The sequence below is a fragment of the Psychrobacter sp. bablab_jr014 genome (assembly GCF_016464015.1).
Lineage (GTDB): Bacteria > Pseudomonadota > Gammaproteobacteria > Pseudomonadales > Moraxellaceae > Psychrobacter.
The window spans coordinates 1-18,886 of sequence record NZ_JACDXT010000043.1; the positions used below are offsets into that span (position 1 = coordinate 1).

Sequence of the window (18,886 nt, forward strand, 5' to 3'; positions counted from 1 at the left end):
TATAGTTAACTCTAAATAAAAACGATACAGGACAATAAATTCATTTGATTAAACGCTATTTTCCTTGCTTGCTGTGACTACGTCTTTTGATGCTGCGAAAAATAGCGTTTAATCTCATCGTATCGATTTTATAGTGAACTGACTATATCTCATGGCAAGGACTTTTTAATATCGATAATGGCCACGTCAATACTTTATAACCTTTTGTAAAGTATTTTTTCTTTTATATTACAATAACTTTTGTATAACGCGCAGAATATAGTTGGATAGGCTAACTGTATGATTTTGTTACATTCTATTTTAGGTTTTTTTACGTTAAACGCTGTAATTAATATTTGAGTTTCGTAAGTTTGAGTGTTAAGCTAAGTTTCACAGAGCTGTCAATGGATTGACTGTCTTTTATATGACCGCCTGTCTTTTTTTACGACCACTTATCGACTTGCTATCATATATTTAAGTTGAAAGTATGACTGGCTTAATGGTGACATGTTTATATCACCGTTTATCACAGGTTCGCTCATATGCTTGTCTTTGCGGCAACAATGACGATGTTTTTATGTTTTATCTTGGAGCTGCTATGAAAGTATTGAAGGCTGCGTTATTTACGGCTGTATTCTCGGTCGCGGGTTTGGCAAATGCAGAGCTGACCGCTAATGTCCCATTAGATACCTCACGTTTTGAGTTGATGGAAGTTGGCGAACTGTCTGCCCGTGCAGCAAGTGGCAATGACCATGCGCAATTCTATCTAGCTAAACGCCTACAAAAAGGACAAGGCGTCGCAAAAAATACTCAAGAAGCCATACAGTGGTACACGCGTGCCGCCGAACAAGGTGTTGCCCCTGCTCAGTTGAACCTTGCCATCATGTATTTGCGTGGTGAAGGCGTTCAGCCTAACCTACAAAAAGCCCGTGGCTGGTTAGAAAAAGCTGCCATGCGTGGCGACAACCGTGCCAGCTATACGCTCGCGCTCCTCGATGAAAAACAACAAAACCTCGTTGATGCCTATAAGTGGTATGACCTTGCTGCCCGTGATGGCATGCTGGACGAAAAAGTCCGCACCAAGGCCCGCGGTAAAATCGGTCAACTGGCATTGAACTTGTCCAGCTCAGATATCGCCAGTGCGCGCAGCCAAGCAGACAGCTGGTTCCAAAGCAAATAAGCCAAGCGCTATTGATATCGCGTATAAAAAATCCAGCCACTGTGCTGGATTTTTTGTGTTTGCATTTTTATTTGCTGACTTTAAAAGCCATTAACTGATAAACTTTTGTTTTTATTCTATAAAACGAGATGTACTGTGGCGGCAAATAATGTACAGCAAACAAAAAATATAGCAGGGCTGGGCGGCTGGCTTATCCTCGTCGCCATTAGTATTGTTTTTGTGCCGTTTAAAATCGCTTTTGATACCGCGTTGCTGTATTCTGAGATTCTTACCGAGGGCTATTGGGACTTATTAACCACACCTGATACCGAATATTATCACGTGTTGTGGAAGCCAATTTTTTTGGGTGAGATTGGCTTCAACCTGATGTTATTGACGCTCTGGCTGTGGGTCGCGTTTTTGTTTTTTAATAAAAAACGTCAGTTTCCAAAGTGGTATATCGGCGCGCTCTTAGCTACCTTTGTGCTGATTATTCTAGACGCCCTTGCTGTCAAGCTGGTGTTGCCTGATGTGCCTATATTTGACGCAGATACAGGCAAAGAGGTCTTGCGCACGCTGGTGTCTTGCGTGATATGGATACCCTATATGCTGGTGTCAAAGCGCGTGAAGGCGACGTTTATTTACTAGCAGCGACTTGTTTTGACCATCAGCATTATTGCCAATCTGTTCATAGGCTATTCAAACCCTCATAAAATTTGCTACACTACGCACGCCTTGGCGCAATTCCACAATTACGCTAATGGTATTTTTTTCTTTAATTTTAAAACAATGCACTGGGTTTGCGACCCAGCCCGCAGGAGAGCACCATGACGAGCGAAACCAAACACCCCGCTAGCCCCGCCTATGACAGCGAAGTGAACAACATCGTCGTTGCCGCGCTGTACAAGTTCACGCCATTTGCAGAGTTTGAGCAGTACCGCGAACCAATCCTAAACACCATGCTTGAGCATGGCGTCAAAGGCACGCTACTCATCGCCCATGAAGGCATTAACGGCACCATCTCTGGCACCCGCGCTGGCATTGATGCCGTGCTGAACTACTTACGCAGCATCGAAGCGATTGGCGAGTTTGTGTTTAAAGAGTCGTACACTGACAGCCAGCCGTTTTACCGCACTAAGGTAAAGCTCAAAAAAGAAATCGTGACGATGGGCGTAGAAGGCATCGACCCGCTACAGTCGGTCGGTCGCTACGTCAAACCGCACGAGTGGAATGCGCTCATCTCCGACCCTGATGTGGTATTGATTGACACCCGTAACGATTACGAAGTACAAATCGGCACCTTTGAAAACGCCATCAATCCTGAAACCGAGACATTCCGTGAGTTTCCTGAGTATGTGGCAAAGACCCTTGACCCAAGCAAGCACAAGAAAGTGGCGATGTTTTGCACAGGCGGTATCCGCTGCGAAAAATCAACCGCCTATATGCGCCAGCAAGGCTTTGAAGAGGTGTATCACTTAGAAGGTGGCATCTTAAAATACCTAGAGGAAGTGCCTGCTGAAGAGTCGATGTGGAAAGGCGACTGTTTTGTATTTGATAACCGTGTGGCGGTCAATCACAACCTAGAAAAGAGCGACTACGACCAGTGCTACGCGTGCCGCATGCCGATTACCAAAGCCGACCAAGAAAGCCCCGCCTATGTCAAAGGCGAGTCTTGCCCGCATTGTATCGACAAGGCGACCGAAGAGCAAAAAGCCCGTTTCCGCGAGCGCGAGCGCCAAATGCAGCTTGCCAAAGCACGCGGTGAGACACATATCGGTAGCGATGTGCTGGACGTCATCGAGCAGCGTAAAGCGGCAAAGCTTGAGGCGCGCCGCCGTGCTGAAGAAGCCAATGAGGCAAAGTCTAAAGCGTAATATAAACAAGTCAATTTAAAAATAGCATAGCGAGATTAAAGGCTATTTTTCGCAGCATCAAAAGACGAAGTCACAGCAAGCAAGAAAAATAGTGTTTAATCAAGCGTGTTTTTAACGCTATATCAGTTTTATTTTGGTTTGACTATAACAGCCACTTTTAACCCTACTTTATAACGTGTTTGCTGATGACTGTAAAAAACGCACGTATAAAAAAAAGAGAGACGATAGCGCCTCTCTTTTTTTATGCTTAATGTTTTGTATCGTTTAGAACAAGATACGGATGCGGATGGTTTCTTCCACGTCTTTAAGCTGGTCAAGCGCCGCACGCGAGTCGTTATAATCCACGTCCATCACCAGATAACCCACATCGCCTTCAGTCATCAGGCTCTGCGCGATGATGTTGATATTGGCTTCAGCGAACAGACGGTTAATCTGTGACAATACGCCTGGCACGTTTTTATGGATGTGCAGCAGACGGTGCGTGCCTTCTTTAAACGGAATAGACACTTCTGGGAAGTTCACAGCAGTGATGGTGTCACCTTGGTCAGAGTATTTCACAAACTTCTCTGCCACTTCTAGACCGATATTGGCTTGCGCTTCTTGGGTTGAGCCACCGATGTGCGGGGTCAAGATGACATTGTCAAACTTACGCAGTGGTGATTCAAACTCTTCGTCCGCTGATTTTGGCTCTTTCGGGAACACGTCAACCGCTGCGCCCAAGATTTTGCCTGACTCTAGCGCGTCAGCTAGGTCATCAATCTCAACACACGTACCACGTGCGGCATTGATAAAGTAGCTGCCCGCTTTCATTTGGTCAAACTGTGCTTTTTTCATCATGTAGCGGGTGCTTGGCTCATCAGGCACATGTAAGGTCACGATATCCGCTTTGTTAAGTAGCTCATCCAAGCTGCCCACTTGCTGCGCATTACCGAGTGGCAATTTGGTTACCACATCATGATAGATGACTTTCATACCAAAGCTTTCGGCAAGCACAGACAGCTGCGAACCGATTGAACCGTAGCCCACGATACCAATGGTTTTGCCGCGTACTTCGTGTGAGTTTTTGGCAGATTTGCCCCAGCCGCCACGATGGACGACCGCGTTTTTCTCAGGGATGCCGCGATACAGCATGACCGCTTCGGCAAGTACCAGTTCAGCCACCGAACGGGTGTTTGAGTATGGGGCGTTAAAGACAGGAATACCCAGCTCACGCGCCGCGTCCAAGTCCACTTGGTTGGTACCGATGCAAAAGCAGCCAATACCAATCAGCTTGTTCGCCGACTCAAGCACTTCGCGCGTTAATTGAGTACGCGAGCGTACGCCAACAAAGTGCGCGTCTTTGATTTTTTCGATCAACTCGTCTTGGTCCAAGGCTTCTGCCAGATATTCAATATTGGTGTAGCCCGCGTCTTTTAGTACTTTTAATGCGTTGTCGTGTACGCCTTCTAGTAGTAAAAAACGGATTTTATCTTTTTCTAGTGATAACGCCATGTGAAACTTGTCCTATAACGATACTCGGTGAATGAAGTAAAAAACAGTACGGTTATCTTACACAAAATTGCCTATCGATGTTAGCCAATAAACTGAATTATTAACCATGAAGCCTGAAAACAATTTAGGTTAGCAGTGCAGACCGATAGCAATCGCCCAGCTCTTATTATGCCAGCTCGCACGCATTGACCCAAGGGGCGCTTGTCAGCCTAAGGCGAGCGGCTTCATTCGTGCGCGTCATAACGCCAAAGCGCGGCGTCAACCGTCAAGAATGGCTGCATAACTTATATTCGCGCTGATTTGCGCTGCTGCGTGTTGATACCCAGATGCATACTCTGTATTATCATGGGTTCAGCGTCGCCGTGCTGTTATCGGCTGCGCCGCCTTTTTGATATGTTTACCATGATATGAGTCAAGTGCCGCCAACTTGCCTATTGAGAGTTTATTATGACACAAAGCCAGACGCCGCTGCTTCCAGAAACCGTGCAAGCGCTATTAACCGCGCTCACGACTGAGCATCAGTTTGACGACAATCAAATCAAAACCGATGCTGAAAGTCTTGATTATTGGGGCAAAGACTGGACCAAACATTTTGCGCCAAAGCCGACTGCCATTGTCTTTCCAAAGACCACTGAACAAGTCCAAAGTATTGTCAAACTTGCCAATACGCACGGCGTGGTACTGACCCCAAGTGGCGGGCGCACAGGTCTGTCCGCAGGCGCGGTCGCTGCTGATGGTGAGGTGGTGGTCAGCTTTGATAAGATGAACCGCATCGGTGAGTTCTACCCTGCCGACCGCTTGGTCACGATTGAAGCGGGCGTGGTCACTGAGCAGCTTCAGCAGTTCGCCGAAGACAAAGACCTGTACTACCCTGTCGATTTTGCCTCTGCTGGCTCGAGCCAAATGGGCGGCAACATCGGTACCAACGCAGGCGGCATTAAAGTAATTCGCTACGGCATGACCCGCCAATGGGTGATGGGCTTGACTGTAGTCACGGGTAAAGGCGATATTCTCAAGCTCAATCGCGGCATGATTAAAAATGCTACAGGCTATGATTTACGTCAGTTATTCATCGGTGCCGAAGGTACGCTGGGCTTTGTCACCGAAGCACAAATCAAGCTTGAGCGTCAGCCACAAGACTTGACGGTTATGGTGCTTGGTATGGATGAATTTTCAGACGTCATGAACGTCTTGTCAGCGTTTCAAGCCAAGATTGACTTAACCGCGTTTGAATTTTTTGACAGCGTTGCGATTGATAAACTGATGGCACACGGTCAAGTCCAAGAGCCGTTTGAATCGCGCACCAAGTTTTATACCTTACTAGAATTTGAAGCGCCTTACGAGCCAATCATGGATAAGGCGATGGAAGTGTTTGAGTCGTGCATGGAGTCAGGCTGGGTGGTCGATGGCGTAATGAGCCAAAGCATTGCACAGGCCGAAGAGCTGTGGAAGCTGCGCGAATATATCTCAGAGACCATTTCTGTCTTTACGCCCTACAAAAACGACGTGTCGGTACTAATCAGCCGCGTGCCTGACTTTATCAATGACATCGACACCATTGTCAACGACAATTATCCTGACTTTGAGGTCTGCTGGTTTGGGCACATTGGCGATGGCAACTTGCACCTAAATATCCTAAAGCCTGAAAACATGAGCAAAGATGACTTTTTTGCTGAGTGCCAAGTGGTCAACAAACACGTGTTTGAAACGGTCAAAAAATACGACGGCTCAGTGTCCGCAGAACATGGCGTGGGCATGACCAAAAAGCCGTATTTGCACTACAGCCGCAGTGAAACCGAAATTGAATATTTAAAGGCCATCAAGAAAGTCTTTGACCCGAACAACATCATGAATCGCGGCAAAATCTTTGATGCCTAACTTTTGATACTTCATTATGGTTTATAGCCATAAAAAAACGCCACATGCTTTATAAGTATGCGGCGTTTTTTATTATCAAACTTACTTTTTTAAAATAAAGAAGCGATTAAAATCATAAAAACATCCACGTTAAGGCAAGCACCACAAGTAAAGTCAAGATACCTTGTACCAACAAAAAGGCTTGATGCGGTGCGGCAACATGCTGCACCATATTACCAAATGCATTATAGGTAATGCCTGCAGCGCGCACATGAGGCGGATTGTGAAATCCTTGGATCGTCTGTAAAAACTGGTGCGTGTGCCCCTCATTCCAGTGGCGCGGATGAAAGGGCATAAAGGGCGATAGTGTATCCGCTTGTGCTTTGGTTGTGGGTGACCACATCCAGCGCTCTAAAAAGAGTGAGCGCATCCGCCAATCAGCAAAGCTACGCTCTTTGATAGGACGTGCTATTAATATTTTTATATCCTTATGCCGCTTATCGGAGCATATACTCCGTTGAAGATTCAATATTTTTTGTTTAGTCCCTTCGATGCATTGGAAAAATTGTCCATTACCATAGCACAAAATTCCAGTAATGTTCTGCGACTGATTGTACTTGCTGGCTTGGCCTTCAATGTCGTCAAAGATAGACATATTCAGGCGGCTGCCAAGGCTAATACAGCTGACATAAACGAGCTGAACCAGCGCATCTTCAGCAACGTTTTGCAGAGCTTTTATTGTACTCACTTGACATTCGTTCATGACGATCAGTCCTAAGGATGACGTAAAAAATAACGGTAAATCAAAGACAAAGCTTCTTAAATAATCATATACGAAGCAGTAATAATTGAATTTATGCTTTCATTATATAATATTATATTTTTAACTGTCGTTTAGACCTGTTTCCCTTTCAGAATACAGAATTGTTTAGTTATCGTACAAAGTAAAACCAAATAAAGTATATTAATAACCATTATCACTCTTTTAACTTAAAAATAGGTAGCCAATGAGCAATATCGACAAACCAGAAGATTTTCATCTAAGCATTGCTGAAATCAAAAAAAAGGATTATCCGCAGCTAAAAGCGCTTATGGATAAGGTATATGTTAACCTCGGTGGTTCGTGGTCAAAAACGACCATTCATACCCTAATTGATGCCTTTCCTGAAGGTCAGATTGCCCTCTTTGACCACGATAAATTAATTGGCATTGTGCTCTCAATGCGCGTGGACTATGCCAAGTTTTCTAATCCGCATACTTATGGCGACTTAATCGGCCAACGTGAGATTATCAAAGACAACCCTGAGGGCGATGCCATCTATGGCTTGGATGCGCTGATTGACCCTGATTATCGCGGTTATCGTCTAGGGCGTCGTCTTTACGATGCGCGTAAAGAGCTGTGTCGCCAAATGAATTTCCGCGCTATTTTAGCAGGCGGACGCATTCCCAACTATTACAACCACAAAGACTTGACCCCTGGCGAGTATATTGATGCGGTTGAATCACGTGAGATTCACGACCCTGCTCTATCGTTTCAGCTGTCAAATGGCTTTATTGTTAAACGCATCTTAAGTGGCTATCTGCCTGATGATAAACAATCTAAAGGCTTTGCGACCTTGCTTGAGTGGTCAAACATCTATTATGAGCCGCAAGATTACAAACCCAACACCCGTAAATCCGAGGTGCGTATCGGTGGTATTCAGTGGCAGATGCGTGAGGTGGAGTCGCCTGAGGAGCTGCTACAACAAGTAGAATTCTTCGTCGATGTAATGGCGGATTATAATTCTGATTTTGCCTGTTTGCCAGAGTTTTTTAATGCGCCATTAATGGGCTTATGTGAATCAACAGATCAAAATATCGCCATTCGCTTTTTGGCCGATTATACCGAATGGTTTAAGAATGAAATCTCGCATCTAGCAGTCAGTTATAACGTCAACGTCATTACTGGCTCGATGCCCTTTTTGGACGAAGACGACACCTTATACAATGTCAGCTACTTGTGCCGCCGAGATGGTACGGTTGAGGAGCAGCGCAAGATTCATATCACGCCGCACGAGCGTAGCGCTTGGGTTATTGAGGGCGGAGACAAAGTACAAGTCTTTGATACCGATGCCGGGCGCGTGGGCATCTTGGTCTGCTATGACGTTGAATTTCCTGAGCTTGCGCGCCTGTTGGCTTTAGATGACATGGATATTTTGTTTGTACCGTTTTGGACCGATACCAAAAACGGTTACTTACGGGTGCGTCATTGCGCGCAAGCGCGCGCCATTGAAAATGAATGCTATGTGATGATTTGCGGTTCGGTAGGTAACTTGCCGCAGGTTGAAAGTCTAGACATTCAGTACGCGCAGTCCTCTATCTTCTCGCCGTCTGACTTTGCGTTTCCGCACGATGCGATTATGGCGGAAACCACGCCAAACACTGAGATGATTTTCTTCTCAGATGTGGACTTGGACAAGCTCACACACGTGCGTAACGAAGGCTCGGTACACAACTTAATCGACCGCCGTGATGACTTATTTAGTCTAAAATGGAAGAAAAAGTCCAAAGTATCGGCGAGTAAACTGAGCGATGCCGAACGCCGCGAAAATTCAGGCAGCGTGCTCATTGGTAACCCATTACAAGACCGCGCCCAAAAACCATAGGATAACCAATAACTGCTAACTATGCCCACGCCTGATACCCCGACCGATAAGCGCATCGCGCCTGATAACACGACTGATAACGCGCCAGCATCGACACCCAGACAACGCAGCCTATGGCAGCGGCTGCGCGGTTGGGGCTTCACGCTGTTGTTATTTGCCGTGCTCTATAGTGTACTCAGCTGGTGGCGGCAGCCTGTCATGCCTGCCAATCCCAATCTGCAATTACAAGACTATCAAGGTCACGAGATAGATATCGCGGCATTAAGCACGGATACGCCTGTATTGGTGTATTTTTGGGGCAGTTGGTGCAGTGTGTGTCATATTACCTCCCCGACCATTAATAACTTATCGGCGACGGGTGCTTATCCTGTGGTGACGGTCGCTATAAAATCGGGCGATAAGCAAACGCTGGGGCAGTATTTACAGACAGAAAATTTGAGCTTTACCACCATTAACGACAGTGATGGGCGTATTTTCGCCGATTGGCAAGGACAAGTCACGCCTTCTTATGTGATTATTAATGATGGCAAAATGACGCAAGGATTAACGGGCATTCAGCCTGCATGGTCGCTGCGTTTGCGTTTGTGGTTAAGCGACCTTTTACACTAATCTTTAATTTTTACTTATTATTTTACTTATTTTAAAGACAAAAAAATACCGAACGCGATAACCCGTTCGGTATTTTCATGGGTACATCTAGTGCTTACTTATTAAGCAGGCAGTAGCTCGTTCACGTCTTTGTAGTCGTAGCCTAGTGCTTCGGCAACGGCTTGATAGGTCAAGTGACCTTGCAAGGTGTTCATGCCTTTCATCAACGCAGCGTCATCACGGCACGCTTGCTCAAAGCCTTTGTTGGCAAGGGCAACGATGTACGGTAAGGTAACGTTCGATAATGCGATGGTTGAGGTACGTGGCACAGAGCCTGGAATATTCGCGACGCTGTAGTGAATCACGCCGTGTTTGGTGTAGGTTGGGTTGTCGTGCGTGGTAATGTGGTCGGTGGTTTCAAACATACCGCCTTGGTCAATCGCCACATCAATCACAACGCTGCCTGCGCTCATAGACTGAATCATCTCTTCGGTGACCAGCTTTGGTGTTGCTGCACCTGGAATCAGTACCGCACCGATAACCAAATCACTGTCTTTTACGCTGTTTGCGATGTTGACTTTGTTTGACATCAGCGTTTGTACGGTATTGCCGAACAGCTCAGACAGCTGCTTTAGACGCTTGGCATCAAGGTCAAGAATGGTCACGTCCGCGCCTAAGCCAACCGCCATTTTCGCCGCTTCAGTACCCGCAACGCCGCCGCCGATAACGGTGACTTTACCGCGTTTGACGCCAGGTACGCCACCAAGTAGCACGCCTTTGCCGCCGTAGAAGGCTTGTAGGAACTGTGCGCCGATTTGCGTGCTCAAGCGACCTGCAATTTCACTCATTGGCGTCAAGAGTGGCAATGAACCGTCGGCTTTTTGTACGGTTTCATAGCTGATGCCGGTCACTTCGTTATCAACCAAGACTTTGGTCAATTCTGGGGCACTGGCAAGGTGTAGATAGGTGAATAGGGTCAGACCCTTTTTCAGATATGGATATTCGCTGGCTTGTGGTTCTTTAACTTTAATAACCAGTTCGCTATCCCATGCGGCATCAGCACTGTCAACGATGCTCGCGCCTGCTTGTCGGTAATCATCATCAGTAAAGTATGAACCCGCACCTGCATTGGTCTCTACCAATACTTCGTGCCCTTGGTCTACTAAAACACTGACGCCACTTGGGGTCATACCAACGCGGTTTTCGTTGTTTTTGGTCTCTTTTGGGATACCTATTTTCATTGCTACTCCTTGCAACTGAAATGTATGATAATCAGTTTTTTTTGAACGAAAACGTTTCGTTTATTGAAACGTCATAGCCAATCGCCAATCAGCAGCCATCATAAAAAAGAAACAGCGCTACCAATACCTTGTATTGATCCGCTGTTTGATGTTCTATGACAGTACATCACCACTATGGTGACTGCGTTGTCCGCCTTGCTGTATTGGGTGGTTACGGCATCTCTTTTGGACATACCCTAACGCATATCATGCGAACGATTTTGGTAAAATCGCGAGGTTATTTTCAGATAAGCACTCAACTGTGGTAGGTTATTACGTGTGCTTACTTCGCCTCCTTAGTATGCCAAAATAAACCGCCGATGCAACTATTATTTATGGGGCAAATAACATTTTTTTTATGGAATAAGTGCGCTTGCTTGCAGCCCTTTTTACCCTATCGGTTTTGTCATATAATAGGGCGATTGACATGCCTTTTTTTGAGGCCGCTGCTTTGAAGACATTGAATACGATAAGCACTGCTGCCCTGCCCTCACGTTTACTTTAACAAAGAACCTCTCTATGACTGACCAGAAAAACGACACCCCTAGCCAAGATTATAAAGACACCTTAAATCTTGCTGATACCGTATTTCCAATGCGTGCCAATCTCTCAAAACGCGAGCCTGACTGGCTGGCGGCGTGGGACGCTGATGACGTGTATGGCAAAATCCGTGCCGCACGTGAAGGCGCGCCCAAATACATTTTGCACGATGGCCCTCCGTATGCCAACGGTCAGATTCACTTAGGACACGCGGTAAATAAAGTCTTAAAAGACATTATTGTTAAGTCAAAGACTTTGTCAGGCTTTGATGCACCGTATGTACCAGGTTGGGACTGTCATGGTCTGCCTATCGAACAAAAGGTTGAAGCCAAAGTCGGTAAAGTCGGCCAAAAAGTCTCAGCGACTGAATTTCGTGGTCTGTGCCGCGAATACGCTGCCAGCCAAGTCAAGCTACAAATGGCGGACTTTAAGCGCTTGGGTATCTTCGGCGATTGGCAAAATCCCTATCTGACTATGAACTTTGCGCAAGAAGCGAACATCGTACGCGCCCTTGGCAAAATCTATGACAATGGTCATGTGACGCGCGGTATGAAGCCTGTCAACTGGTGCTTGGACTGTGGCTCTGCACTTGCCGAAGCCGAAGTGGAATACCATGACAAGGTCTCGGACGCCATCTATGTGGGCTTTGATATCGTAGATAATGCCGCGCACGCTGCACTTGCTGACATTGACGGCAGCATCATGGCAGTCATCTGGACCACAACGCCGTGGACCTTGCCCGCCAACCAAGCCATCTCGGTACATCCTGAACACAGCTACAGCGTGGTTAAAACCGATAAAGGCAACTTGCTGCTTGCAAGTGAATTGGTCGATAGCGCGATTGAATCTTTGGGTGCTGAAAACCAAGGCGTATTGGCGACTGTCACAGGCACCGAGCTGGAAAACATCCAAGTACAGCATCCGCTGATTGCTGAGCGTCAAGTACCGATTATCCTAGGCGAGCACGTGACCACTGATAGTGGTACGGGCCTTGTACATACAGCGCCAGGTCACGGTCTGGACGATTATATCGTTGGGCAAAAATACAACTTAACGGTTGAAAACCCCGTTGGCGCAAGTGGTGTGTATTTAGACAGCGCGGCGGTATTTGCAGGCGAGCATATCTATAAAGCCAATCCGCAAATCATCGCGGCACTTAATGACAATGGTCACTTATTGCACCACAGTAAGATTGAGCACAGCTATCCGCATTGCTGGCGTCATAAGTCACCGATTATCTTCCGCGCAACCCCGCAGTGGTTTATCAGCATGGAAGCACAAAACTTGCGTGCCAAAGCGCTTGAAGACATTCCCAAGGTTGAGTGGACGCCAGCATGGGGTCAAAACCGCATCGAATCGATGATGAACGGTCGTCCTGATTGGTGTATCAGCCGCCAGCGTACGTGGGGTGTGCCGATTACCTTCTTTACCCATAAAGACACAGGCGAGCTGCATCCAAACACCAGCGAGCTGATGGAAGTCGCCGCACAAAAGATCCAAGCGGGCGGTATCGAAGCGTGGTTTGATGCCAGCTGTGAAGATTTCTTGGGCGATGACGCGCAGTATTATGATAAAGCAACCGACACATTAGATGTGTGGTTTGACTCAGGCACAACGCATTTTGCCGTCCTTGAGCAGCGCGATGAGCTGACCAACCCTGCCGATATGTACCTAGAAGGTTCTGACCAGCATCGCGGCTGGTTCCAGACCTCGCTATTGACCTCAGAGGCGATGTACGGTCGTCCGCCGTTTAAGCAAGTCTTGACGCACGGCTTTACCATTGATGCCAAAGGGCGCAAGCTGTCAAAATCACTTGGCAATACCAAAGGCTTTGAGCCACAAGACGTGTTTGACACGCTTGGCGCAGATTTCCTACGTTTGTGGGTTGCCTCAGTTGATTATCGCTATGAGATGTCGGTCAGTAAAGCGTCATTCAAAGGCGCAACCGACCAATACCGCCGTATCCGCAATACTTTGCGCTTTTTGCTGGCCAATACCGATGACTTTGACCCTGCGACCGATAGCATGCCGATGGACGAGCTGGTCAGTCTGGATAAGTTTATCTTAGCGCGTGCAGAGGACTTGCAAGCACAAATCATCAGCGCCTATGACGCGATGGACTTTCATCAAGTCACCCAGCACGTGACCGCGTTCTGCTCACAAGACTTGGGCGGCTTTTACTTAGACATCATTAAAGACCGTCAGTACACCACTAAGGCGGATGGACAGCCGCGCCGCTCTGCACAAACTGCGATTTATCACATCGCACAAGCACTGATTCGCTGGATTGCGCCTGTGTTGTCATTCACGGCGCAAGAAGCGTGGGAAGTGCTGAACCAAAAAACTGCGGATGCCGACCGCTATGTGTTTACCCAAGCGTGGTACGACTTCCCAGCCTTTGAGCTGAGCCGCGTCACAGGTGACGACTGGCAACGTATCTTGGACGCCAAAGATGTGGTCAATAAATCTATCGAAACGGCGCGTGAGAACAAAACCATTAACAGCAATCTGTCAGCCAGCGTGACGCTATACGCCGATGGCGCGCTACATGACAGCCTTGCTAAGCTTGACGACGAGCTGCGCTTTGTTTTGATTACCAGTCATGCTGAGCTATTGCCATTCGCGGATGCGCATGAAGCTATCAAAGCGGCCACCACAACCGAAGACGGTGCAGACGCGCTCGCCGTTAGCGTGACGGCTGCCGAGGGCACCAAGTGTGTGCGCTGCTGGCACGTGCGTGATGATATCGGTGTCGATAGCGCCCATCCTGAACTGTGCGCGCGCTGCGTGAGCAACGTCGCTGGCAGTGGTGAGGTGCGTGATTATGCCTAATGGCGCAAACCATAACGAGCAGGCGCCAAGTAAACAACAAGACACGCGCGCGCCTGCACACGTCACGACAGGCAACTCAAGCGTGCCCAAAGGGCGTTTGAATAAAAGCCCAAAAGTCGTTGCCAACGGCAGCAAGGCATTTATGTGGTATGGCTTGGCAATTTTGCTGTTGGGCGTTGACCAATGGACCAAATGGCTGGCCGAGACCACATTGACCTTTTATCAGCCTGTGCCTGTGATTGAGCCTGTACTCAACTGGACGCTCGCGTACAACTACGGCGCGGCGTTTAGCTTTTTGGCCGAAGCGGGCGGCTGGCAAAAGTGGTTTTTTGCGGGGCTGGCGCTGGCAATGTCACTGTTCTTGCTCGTTTACTTGATGCGCGTTCCACGTCAAGCCAAGCTGCTGTCCGCAGGTCTGGCGCTGATGCTCGGCGGTGCGGTGGGTAACTTGATTGACCGCTTACTACATGGGCACGTGATTGATTTTATTCACGTGCATTATTACGATGCGTGGCACTATCCGATTTTTAACATTGCGGATATGGGCATCACCATCGGCGTGGTGCTGATTGTGATTGACATGCTGTTTTTGGAAAAACGACGTCAACGCTAACCGCCACTGATGTAAGCTGTTTGGTTAAAGTATTTTATAGCGTCCTGCCCTGCTTAACAGTAGGGCAGGATTTTTTATGCGCGATTTTTGATTCAATTTTGGTTAAAAAAGCATCATAGCGGTAGCGGCTGATAGTGCATCAATGCCAATAATACCGCCAAGTTAATCAACACCGTCATATAATAATTGAGGCGAAATTCTGCCTTTTGTGATTTATGGCGTAAGTAAGTCTGTGCGACCATCGCCCCTGCCCAGCCACCTGCCGCGCTTAATAAATGCAGCGTGGCCTCAGGTGTGCGCCAGTCATTATTTTGCGCCGCAGCTTTATCTTTGGCATACATAAAGTAAGTGACGATACCCAGCACGACATACCAGCCCACGACCAACCACGGAATGCTGCTTTTGACAGCAAGGACAATCAGTACCATATAAAAGCCAATAGCCAAATACAGACGCTTTTTTTGTCCCGCCTCAAAGTCTGCTTGCTGGCTGCGCTTTTGATTGCGCTTACGGATTTGGCTGTTTTTTTCTGCCATTTTTTTCTGCACGAACGCAAGCTCTTGCACCATTTGCGCACATTTACGTCCTTTGGCATCCTGACCGATTTGGAACACCACCGCCTCACCCACGCTCGGACGCCGTGCTGCCTTAAAATCACGGATATGAAAAAAAAGCCTGTCGCCGTTGTCAGTTTCAATAAAGCCAAAGCCCTTGTCATCGCGCCAATCGCGAACATGCCCTTGATATTTGGTTGGATTATTTGTGCTCATGCGTGACCTTTGATAAGTGGCAGTGATAAGCGTCCAATTATACGTGACTTTTGTGCTCTGTTTTACGTTGATATTAGATACTGTATGCTCGCCTCCTACGGATAGTCACTCTGCTACGCTTTGTAGCAATGGCGTGATTGTTTGTCTCTGACAACCATGAATACGCCCAGCTATGCTAGACTAGCCGCATTGTTTTTTATCAAAACGGTTTTTATTAAGAGAGTATGCCCCGCCATGACCGACAGCCAATTTATCAATCCCAACGAAGACACTCGCATCACCCACGGCAGCCAAGTCAAGCTGCATTTTGAAGTCTCGCTAGAGAATGGTACCGTTATCGACTCGACCTTTAGCCGCCCTGAACCTGTGACCCTCACCATCGGTGATGAGAGCCTGCTTGAAGGCTTTGAAAAGGTACTGATGAACCTACGCGCTGGCGACACCCGCACTGCACACTTGCCGCCTGAGCAAGCTTTTGGCGAATGGAATCCTGAAAATATCCAAAAGTTTAACCGCACGCAGTTTGCGCACGCGGTCGGCACGCCTGAAGTCGGTATGATGATGGAGTTTGAAGACAAGGGCAAAAACACCTTACCTGGTGTAGTGCGTGCTGTCGATGACGATGATGTGGAAGTGGATTTTAATCATCCCCTAGCAGGACAAACGGTCTTGTTTAAAGTACAAATTTTTAAAGTGACGCCGCCTGGGGTCACAGGCATACAGCTGATGTAAGTCTATCGATAGGCTCAAGCAACTCGTCTGTAACGCTATTGTTTGAAATATTTGCAACAATAATAACCCAACCAAAAAAAGGACAACGCCATGCAATATAACATCCTCCCACAAATTGATGAAAAAGTGTCCAAAATCTGTCTGGGCACAATGACGTGGGGCGAAAAGAACAGCGAAGCCGAAGCACACGAGCAGATGGACTATGCACTTGAGCGTGGCGTAAACTTTTGGGACACGGCGGAGATGTACCCCTCACCGCCAGATAAGGACAAACAAGGCGCGACCGAGCGCTGTATCGGCTCATGGTTTGCTAAAAACAATCGCCGTGATGAAGTAATACTTGCCAGCAAAATCTCGCCCTTAGGCTTTTTGCGTGATGGGCAAACGCGCTTTACCGCCGAGCATATCAGCTCAGCGATTGATGACAATCTTAAACGCTTGCAGACCGATTATATCGACGTCTATCAGCTGCATTGGCCTGAGCGTCAGACCAATTTTTTTAGCAAGCGCGGTTACACCAATGAGATGGCGGCACAGTCTTTGGACGATTTGACGCCATTTTTAGAGACTATTCAAGCGCTGAATGATGAGATTAAAAAAGGTCGCATCCGCGCTTATGGCTTATCAAACGATACAGCGTGGGGCTTGATGCGCTATCTGTGGGAAGCCGAAAAAAACGGCTTAATTCCACCGATTACTGTGCAAAACCCTTATAGCTTATTAAACCGCTTATACGAAGTGAACATGGCTGAGATTGCGCACCGTGAAAACGTCGGGCTGCTTGCCTATTCACCGCTCGGCTTTGGCGTCTTATCAGGTAAATATCTCAACGGTCAGCGTCCAGCAGGCGCACGTCTGACTGAGTATGACCATTATGCGCGTTATACAGGTGAGCAAGCAGAATGGGCCACCGAGCAGTATGCCAAAATCGCTGCCGACGCAGGTCTAGATATGGCACAGATGGCATTGGCATTTATCAATTCACGTGCCTTTGTCACCAGTAATATCATTGGCGCAACCACAATGCAGCAGCTCAAAAGCAACATCGACAGCATTGATGTGACCTTGAGCGAGGACGTGCTTGAGGCGATTGACGCAGTACACGAGCGCCAACCAAACCCTTCGCCATAACCTATCAGTCAGTCGAACAACCCGCACAAAAAAGGCGACAATACTCATATTGTCGCCTTTTTTATATTAGCTGATTGTCTTATGCCGATTTTGCTTGATTCATGCTGACGTCTTGTTCGGGCTGTGCGCCGTCTGCCAGTACGCGTGAATGCAGCTCTGCCAAACCATCGCGCATCGCTTTTTGTAGCTCGTTGGTCAGCTCGCTTTTGGTTTTGCCTTGCGCGTCAATCGCTGCCAGCGGCAACACATACGCGGTCACATCGCTGGTGTCGAGTACGCGCTTCATACTGCCCTTCATGGTTTGCTTGCCATAATAAGGCAGCTCTTTACTGAGCGTACCATCTTTGTTGACATAACACAGCACCATCGGCTGAATCGGCACATCGGCATCAGTCGCCGCTTGCAAGAGCGTGCCATGAATACGCTTGACCTTTGTGCCATCAGTAGTAGTGGCTTCGGGGAAGAAAATCACAGGAAAGCCTTGCTTTAAAAAGTCAGCAATCTGGGTACTGACTGAGCCGACATCACCTGAGCCGCGCTGAATAAACAGCGTGCCCGCCGCATGCGCCAACTTACCAAACACAGGCCACTCGCCAATCTCGGCTTTGGATAAGAAAAACGCAGGGCTGACCGTACCGACCACAGGAATGTCCATCCAAGAAACGTGGTTTGATACCCATAGGCCGTGATGCTGTGGTACAGGCTCGACCTCGACCACATCTACGCCAAATGAGCCTGCCATTTTGCGACAAAAAATCTGAATGTAGCGAGGCAGCTTGTCACGTGCAGGCTCACGAAATGAGCCAATACGATTGGCGGCGCGGAAGCCACCCACAAGCGTGCTGGTCATACCGACGATTTGCCTGCCACGATTGAGCTGGCGTCTGACTGAAAACTTTGAGCGGGCTTGGCTCATGGGACTCCCTCATTATTTCTCTTTATTAATAGAACACTGCTTGATTAGCGATAGGCTAAGCGGTTCAGTGTACAAACGTATGCCAGTATAGCAAACTTCATTTAAATGATAAGTCTTTGTTCGCCTTCGATGGACGTATGGTAAGAAGTAATGGATAAAGCTGCCTCTGACCTCATTTTCGCTCGATTTGCCGCGTGCTGGTCTGGTTTTGTCATGTAATAACATTCATGGGCTGAATGAAAGCCATGATAAGCACAGTCAGCGGGCAATTTTTTATCCTCCGGCACCGTTACAGGCTTTAATATTGCGATGCCCGCCCACATATAGAGCGGTATCCCTTAGGGCGTGTTGAACATTCGCAAATAGGCACTGCTGATTGCTAAAATTGTTCCAGACAAGGCACAAAGCGACGATAATGCAGATGCCTTAGCGAGATTTGTAACGCAGTATGGGGCAATTTTAGCATCAGCCCGCAGGGA

15 protein-coding genes are annotated in these 18,886 nt (G+C 47.7%); 10 read left to right on the forward strand and 5 right to left on the reverse strand.

All coding sequences use genetic code 11. From position 1 onward, the window contains the following. Nucleotides 1–577: 577 nt before the first annotated feature. The 3 genes from JIE71_RS09525 to JIE71_RS09535 all read left to right on the forward strand — a co-directional run bounded on the left by JIE71_RS09525 (nucleotide 578) and on the right by JIE71_RS09535 (nucleotide 3,012). Nucleotides 578–1,159 carry a tetratricopeptide repeat protein gene (locus JIE71_RS09525; RefSeq protein ID WP_199508482.1) on the forward strand — a complete coding sequence of 194 codons (582 nt, stop codon included), beginning with the start codon at nucleotides 578–580 and terminating at the stop codon, nucleotides 1,157–1,159. A gap of 135 nt (nucleotides 1,160–1,294) precedes the next feature. After that, nucleotides 1,295–1,786, forward strand: a complete 492-nt coding sequence (locus tag JIE71_RS09530) for a DUF2569 domain-containing protein (RefSeq protein ID WP_199508483.1) — start codon at nucleotides 1,295–1,297, stop codon at nucleotides 1,784–1,786. Nucleotides 1,787–1,965: 179 nt separating this feature from the next. After that, nucleotides 1,966–3,012: a rhodanese-related sulfurtransferase gene (locus JIE71_RS09535; RefSeq protein WP_199508484.1), complete on the forward strand. Its 1,047-nt coding sequence runs from the start codon at nucleotides 1,966–1,968 to the stop codon at nucleotides 3,010–3,012. A gap of 264 nt (nucleotides 3,013–3,276) precedes the next feature. Here JIE71_RS09535 and serA read toward each other — a convergent pair whose 3' ends face one another. Beyond that, a complete protein-coding gene (serA, locus tag JIE71_RS09540; protein WP_199508485.1) occupies nucleotides 3,277–4,503 on the reverse strand; it encodes a phosphoglycerate dehydrogenase in 1,227 nt (408 codons plus the stop codon). Between the two features lie 447 nt (nucleotides 4,504–4,950). Between serA and JIE71_RS09545 the strand changes: the two genes are divergently transcribed. Further along, on the forward strand, nucleotides 4,951–6,381 hold the full coding sequence (locus JIE71_RS09545) for an FAD-binding oxidoreductase (RefSeq protein ID WP_199508486.1): 1,431 nt from the start codon (nucleotides 4,951–4,953) through the stop codon (nucleotides 6,379–6,381). A 112-nt stretch (nucleotides 6,382–6,493) separates the two neighbouring features. Here the strand turns inward: JIE71_RS09545 and JIE71_RS09550 are convergent, their stop codons facing one another. Beyond that, nucleotides 6,494–7,108 (reverse strand): BLUF domain-containing protein, encoded by a 615-nt coding sequence (locus tag JIE71_RS09550; protein WP_323126928.1) that lies wholly within the window; start codon nucleotides 7,106–7,108, stop codon nucleotides 6,494–6,496. Between the two features lie 259 nt (nucleotides 7,109–7,367). Between JIE71_RS09550 and JIE71_RS09555 the strand changes: the two genes are divergently transcribed. Both JIE71_RS09555 and JIE71_RS09560 read left to right on the forward strand, forming a co-directional pair. Further along, complete coding sequence (locus JIE71_RS09555) at nucleotides 7,368–9,005, forward strand: carbon-nitrogen hydrolase family protein (RefSeq protein WP_199508488.1); 1,638 nt, start codon at nucleotides 7,368–7,370, stop codon at nucleotides 9,003–9,005. Between the two features lie 21 nt (nucleotides 9,006–9,026). Further along, a complete protein-coding gene (locus JIE71_RS09560) occupies nucleotides 9,027–9,614 on the forward strand; it encodes a protein disulfide oxidoreductase (RefSeq protein WP_199508489.1) in 588 nt (195 codons plus the stop codon). A gap of 101 nt (nucleotides 9,615–9,715) precedes the next feature. Here JIE71_RS09560 and ald read toward each other — a convergent pair whose 3' ends face one another. Further along, nucleotides 9,716–10,834, reverse strand: coding sequence for an alanine dehydrogenase (gene ald, locus JIE71_RS09565; protein ID WP_199508490.1), 1,119 nt, complete (start codon nucleotides 10,832–10,834; stop codon nucleotides 9,716–9,718). 558 nt (nucleotides 10,835–11,392) lie between these two features. Between ald and ileS the strand changes: the two genes are divergently transcribed. Together ileS and lspA are read left to right on the forward strand one after the other, a co-directional pair. Then, nucleotides 11,393–14,245 (forward strand): isoleucine--tRNA ligase, encoded by a 2,853-nt coding sequence (gene ileS / locus JIE71_RS09570; RefSeq protein WP_199508491.1) that lies wholly within the window; start codon nucleotides 11,393–11,395, stop codon nucleotides 14,243–14,245. Then, nucleotides 14,238–14,858, forward strand: coding sequence for a signal peptidase II (lspA, locus tag JIE71_RS09575; RefSeq protein WP_199508492.1), 621 nt, complete (start codon nucleotides 14,238–14,240; stop codon nucleotides 14,856–14,858). Before ileS ends, lspA begins: the two co-directional genes overlap by 8 nt. 113 nt (nucleotides 14,859–14,971) lie before the next feature. On the opposite strand, the gene JIE71_RS09580 is transcribed toward lspA, so the two are convergent. Then, nucleotides 14,972–15,628, reverse strand: coding sequence for a DUF1294 domain-containing protein (locus JIE71_RS09580; protein WP_199508493.1), 657 nt, complete (start codon nucleotides 15,626–15,628; stop codon nucleotides 14,972–14,974). 234 nt (nucleotides 15,629–15,862) lie between these two features. On the opposite strand from JIE71_RS09580, the gene fkpB reads away from it, so the two are divergent. Both fkpB and JIE71_RS09590 read left to right on the forward strand, forming a co-directional pair. Next, a complete protein-coding gene (fkpB, locus tag JIE71_RS09585) occupies nucleotides 15,863–16,360 on the forward strand; it encodes an FKBP-type peptidyl-prolyl cis-trans isomerase (protein WP_199508494.1) in 498 nt (165 codons plus the stop codon). A 90-nt stretch (nucleotides 16,361–16,450) separates the two neighbouring features. Further along, nucleotides 16,451–17,491 carry an aldo/keto reductase gene (locus JIE71_RS09590; protein WP_199508495.1) on the forward strand — a complete coding sequence of 347 codons (1,041 nt, stop codon included), beginning with the start codon at nucleotides 16,451–16,453 and terminating at the stop codon, nucleotides 17,489–17,491. 79 nt (nucleotides 17,492–17,570) lie between these two features. Here JIE71_RS09590 and JIE71_RS09595 read toward each other — a convergent pair whose 3' ends face one another. Beyond that, complete coding sequence (locus JIE71_RS09595) at nucleotides 17,571–18,407, reverse strand: lysophospholipid acyltransferase family protein (RefSeq protein ID WP_199508496.1); 837 nt, start codon at nucleotides 18,405–18,407, stop codon at nucleotides 17,571–17,573. Nucleotides 18,408–18,886: the final 479 nt, after the last annotated feature.

Excerpts from the sequence above, each read along its gene's own strand:
- ileS (WP_199508491.1), top strand. The coding sequence starts at position 11,393 with ATGACTGACCAGAAAAACGACACCCCTAGCCAAGATTATAAAGACACC.
- serA (WP_199508485.1), bottom strand. The coding sequence starts at position 4,503 with ATGGCGTTATCACTAGAAAAAGATAAAATCCGTTTTTTACTACTAGAA.
- JIE71_RS09545 (WP_199508486.1), top strand. The coding sequence starts at position 4,951 with ATGACACAAAGCCAGACGCCGCTGCTTCCAGAAACCGTGCAAGCGCTA.
- JIE71_RS09560 (WP_199508489.1), top strand. The coding sequence starts at position 9,027 with ATGCCCACGCCTGATACCCCGACCGATAAGCGCATCGCGCCTGATAAC.
- JIE71_RS09525 (WP_199508482.1), top strand. The coding sequence starts at position 578 with ATGAAAGTATTGAAGGCTGCGTTATTTACGGCTGTATTCTCGGTCGCG.
- JIE71_RS09580 (WP_199508493.1), bottom strand. The coding sequence starts at position 15,628 with ATGAGCACAAATAATCCAACCAAATATCAAGGGCATGTTCGCGATTGG.
- lspA (WP_199508492.1), top strand. The coding sequence starts at position 14,238 with ATGCCTAATGGCGCAAACCATAACGAGCAGGCGCCAAGTAAACAACAA.
- JIE71_RS09555 (WP_199508488.1), top strand. The coding sequence starts at position 7,368 with ATGAGCAATATCGACAAACCAGAAGATTTTCATCTAAGCATTGCTGAA.
- fkpB (WP_199508494.1), top strand. The coding sequence starts at position 15,863 with ATGACCGACAGCCAATTTATCAATCCCAACGAAGACACTCGCATCACC.
- JIE71_RS09590 (WP_199508495.1), top strand. The coding sequence starts at position 16,451 with ATGCAATATAACATCCTCCCACAAATTGATGAAAAAGTGTCCAAAATC.
- JIE71_RS09535 (WP_199508484.1), top strand. The coding sequence starts at position 1,966 with ATGACGAGCGAAACCAAACACCCCGCTAGCCCCGCCTATGACAGCGAA.
- JIE71_RS09595 (WP_199508496.1), bottom strand. The coding sequence starts at position 18,407 with ATGAGCCAAGCCCGCTCAAAGTTTTCAGTCAGACGCCAGCTCAATCGT.
- ald (WP_199508490.1), bottom strand. The coding sequence starts at position 10,834 with ATGAAAATAGGTATCCCAAAAGAGACCAAAAACAACGAAAACCGCGTT.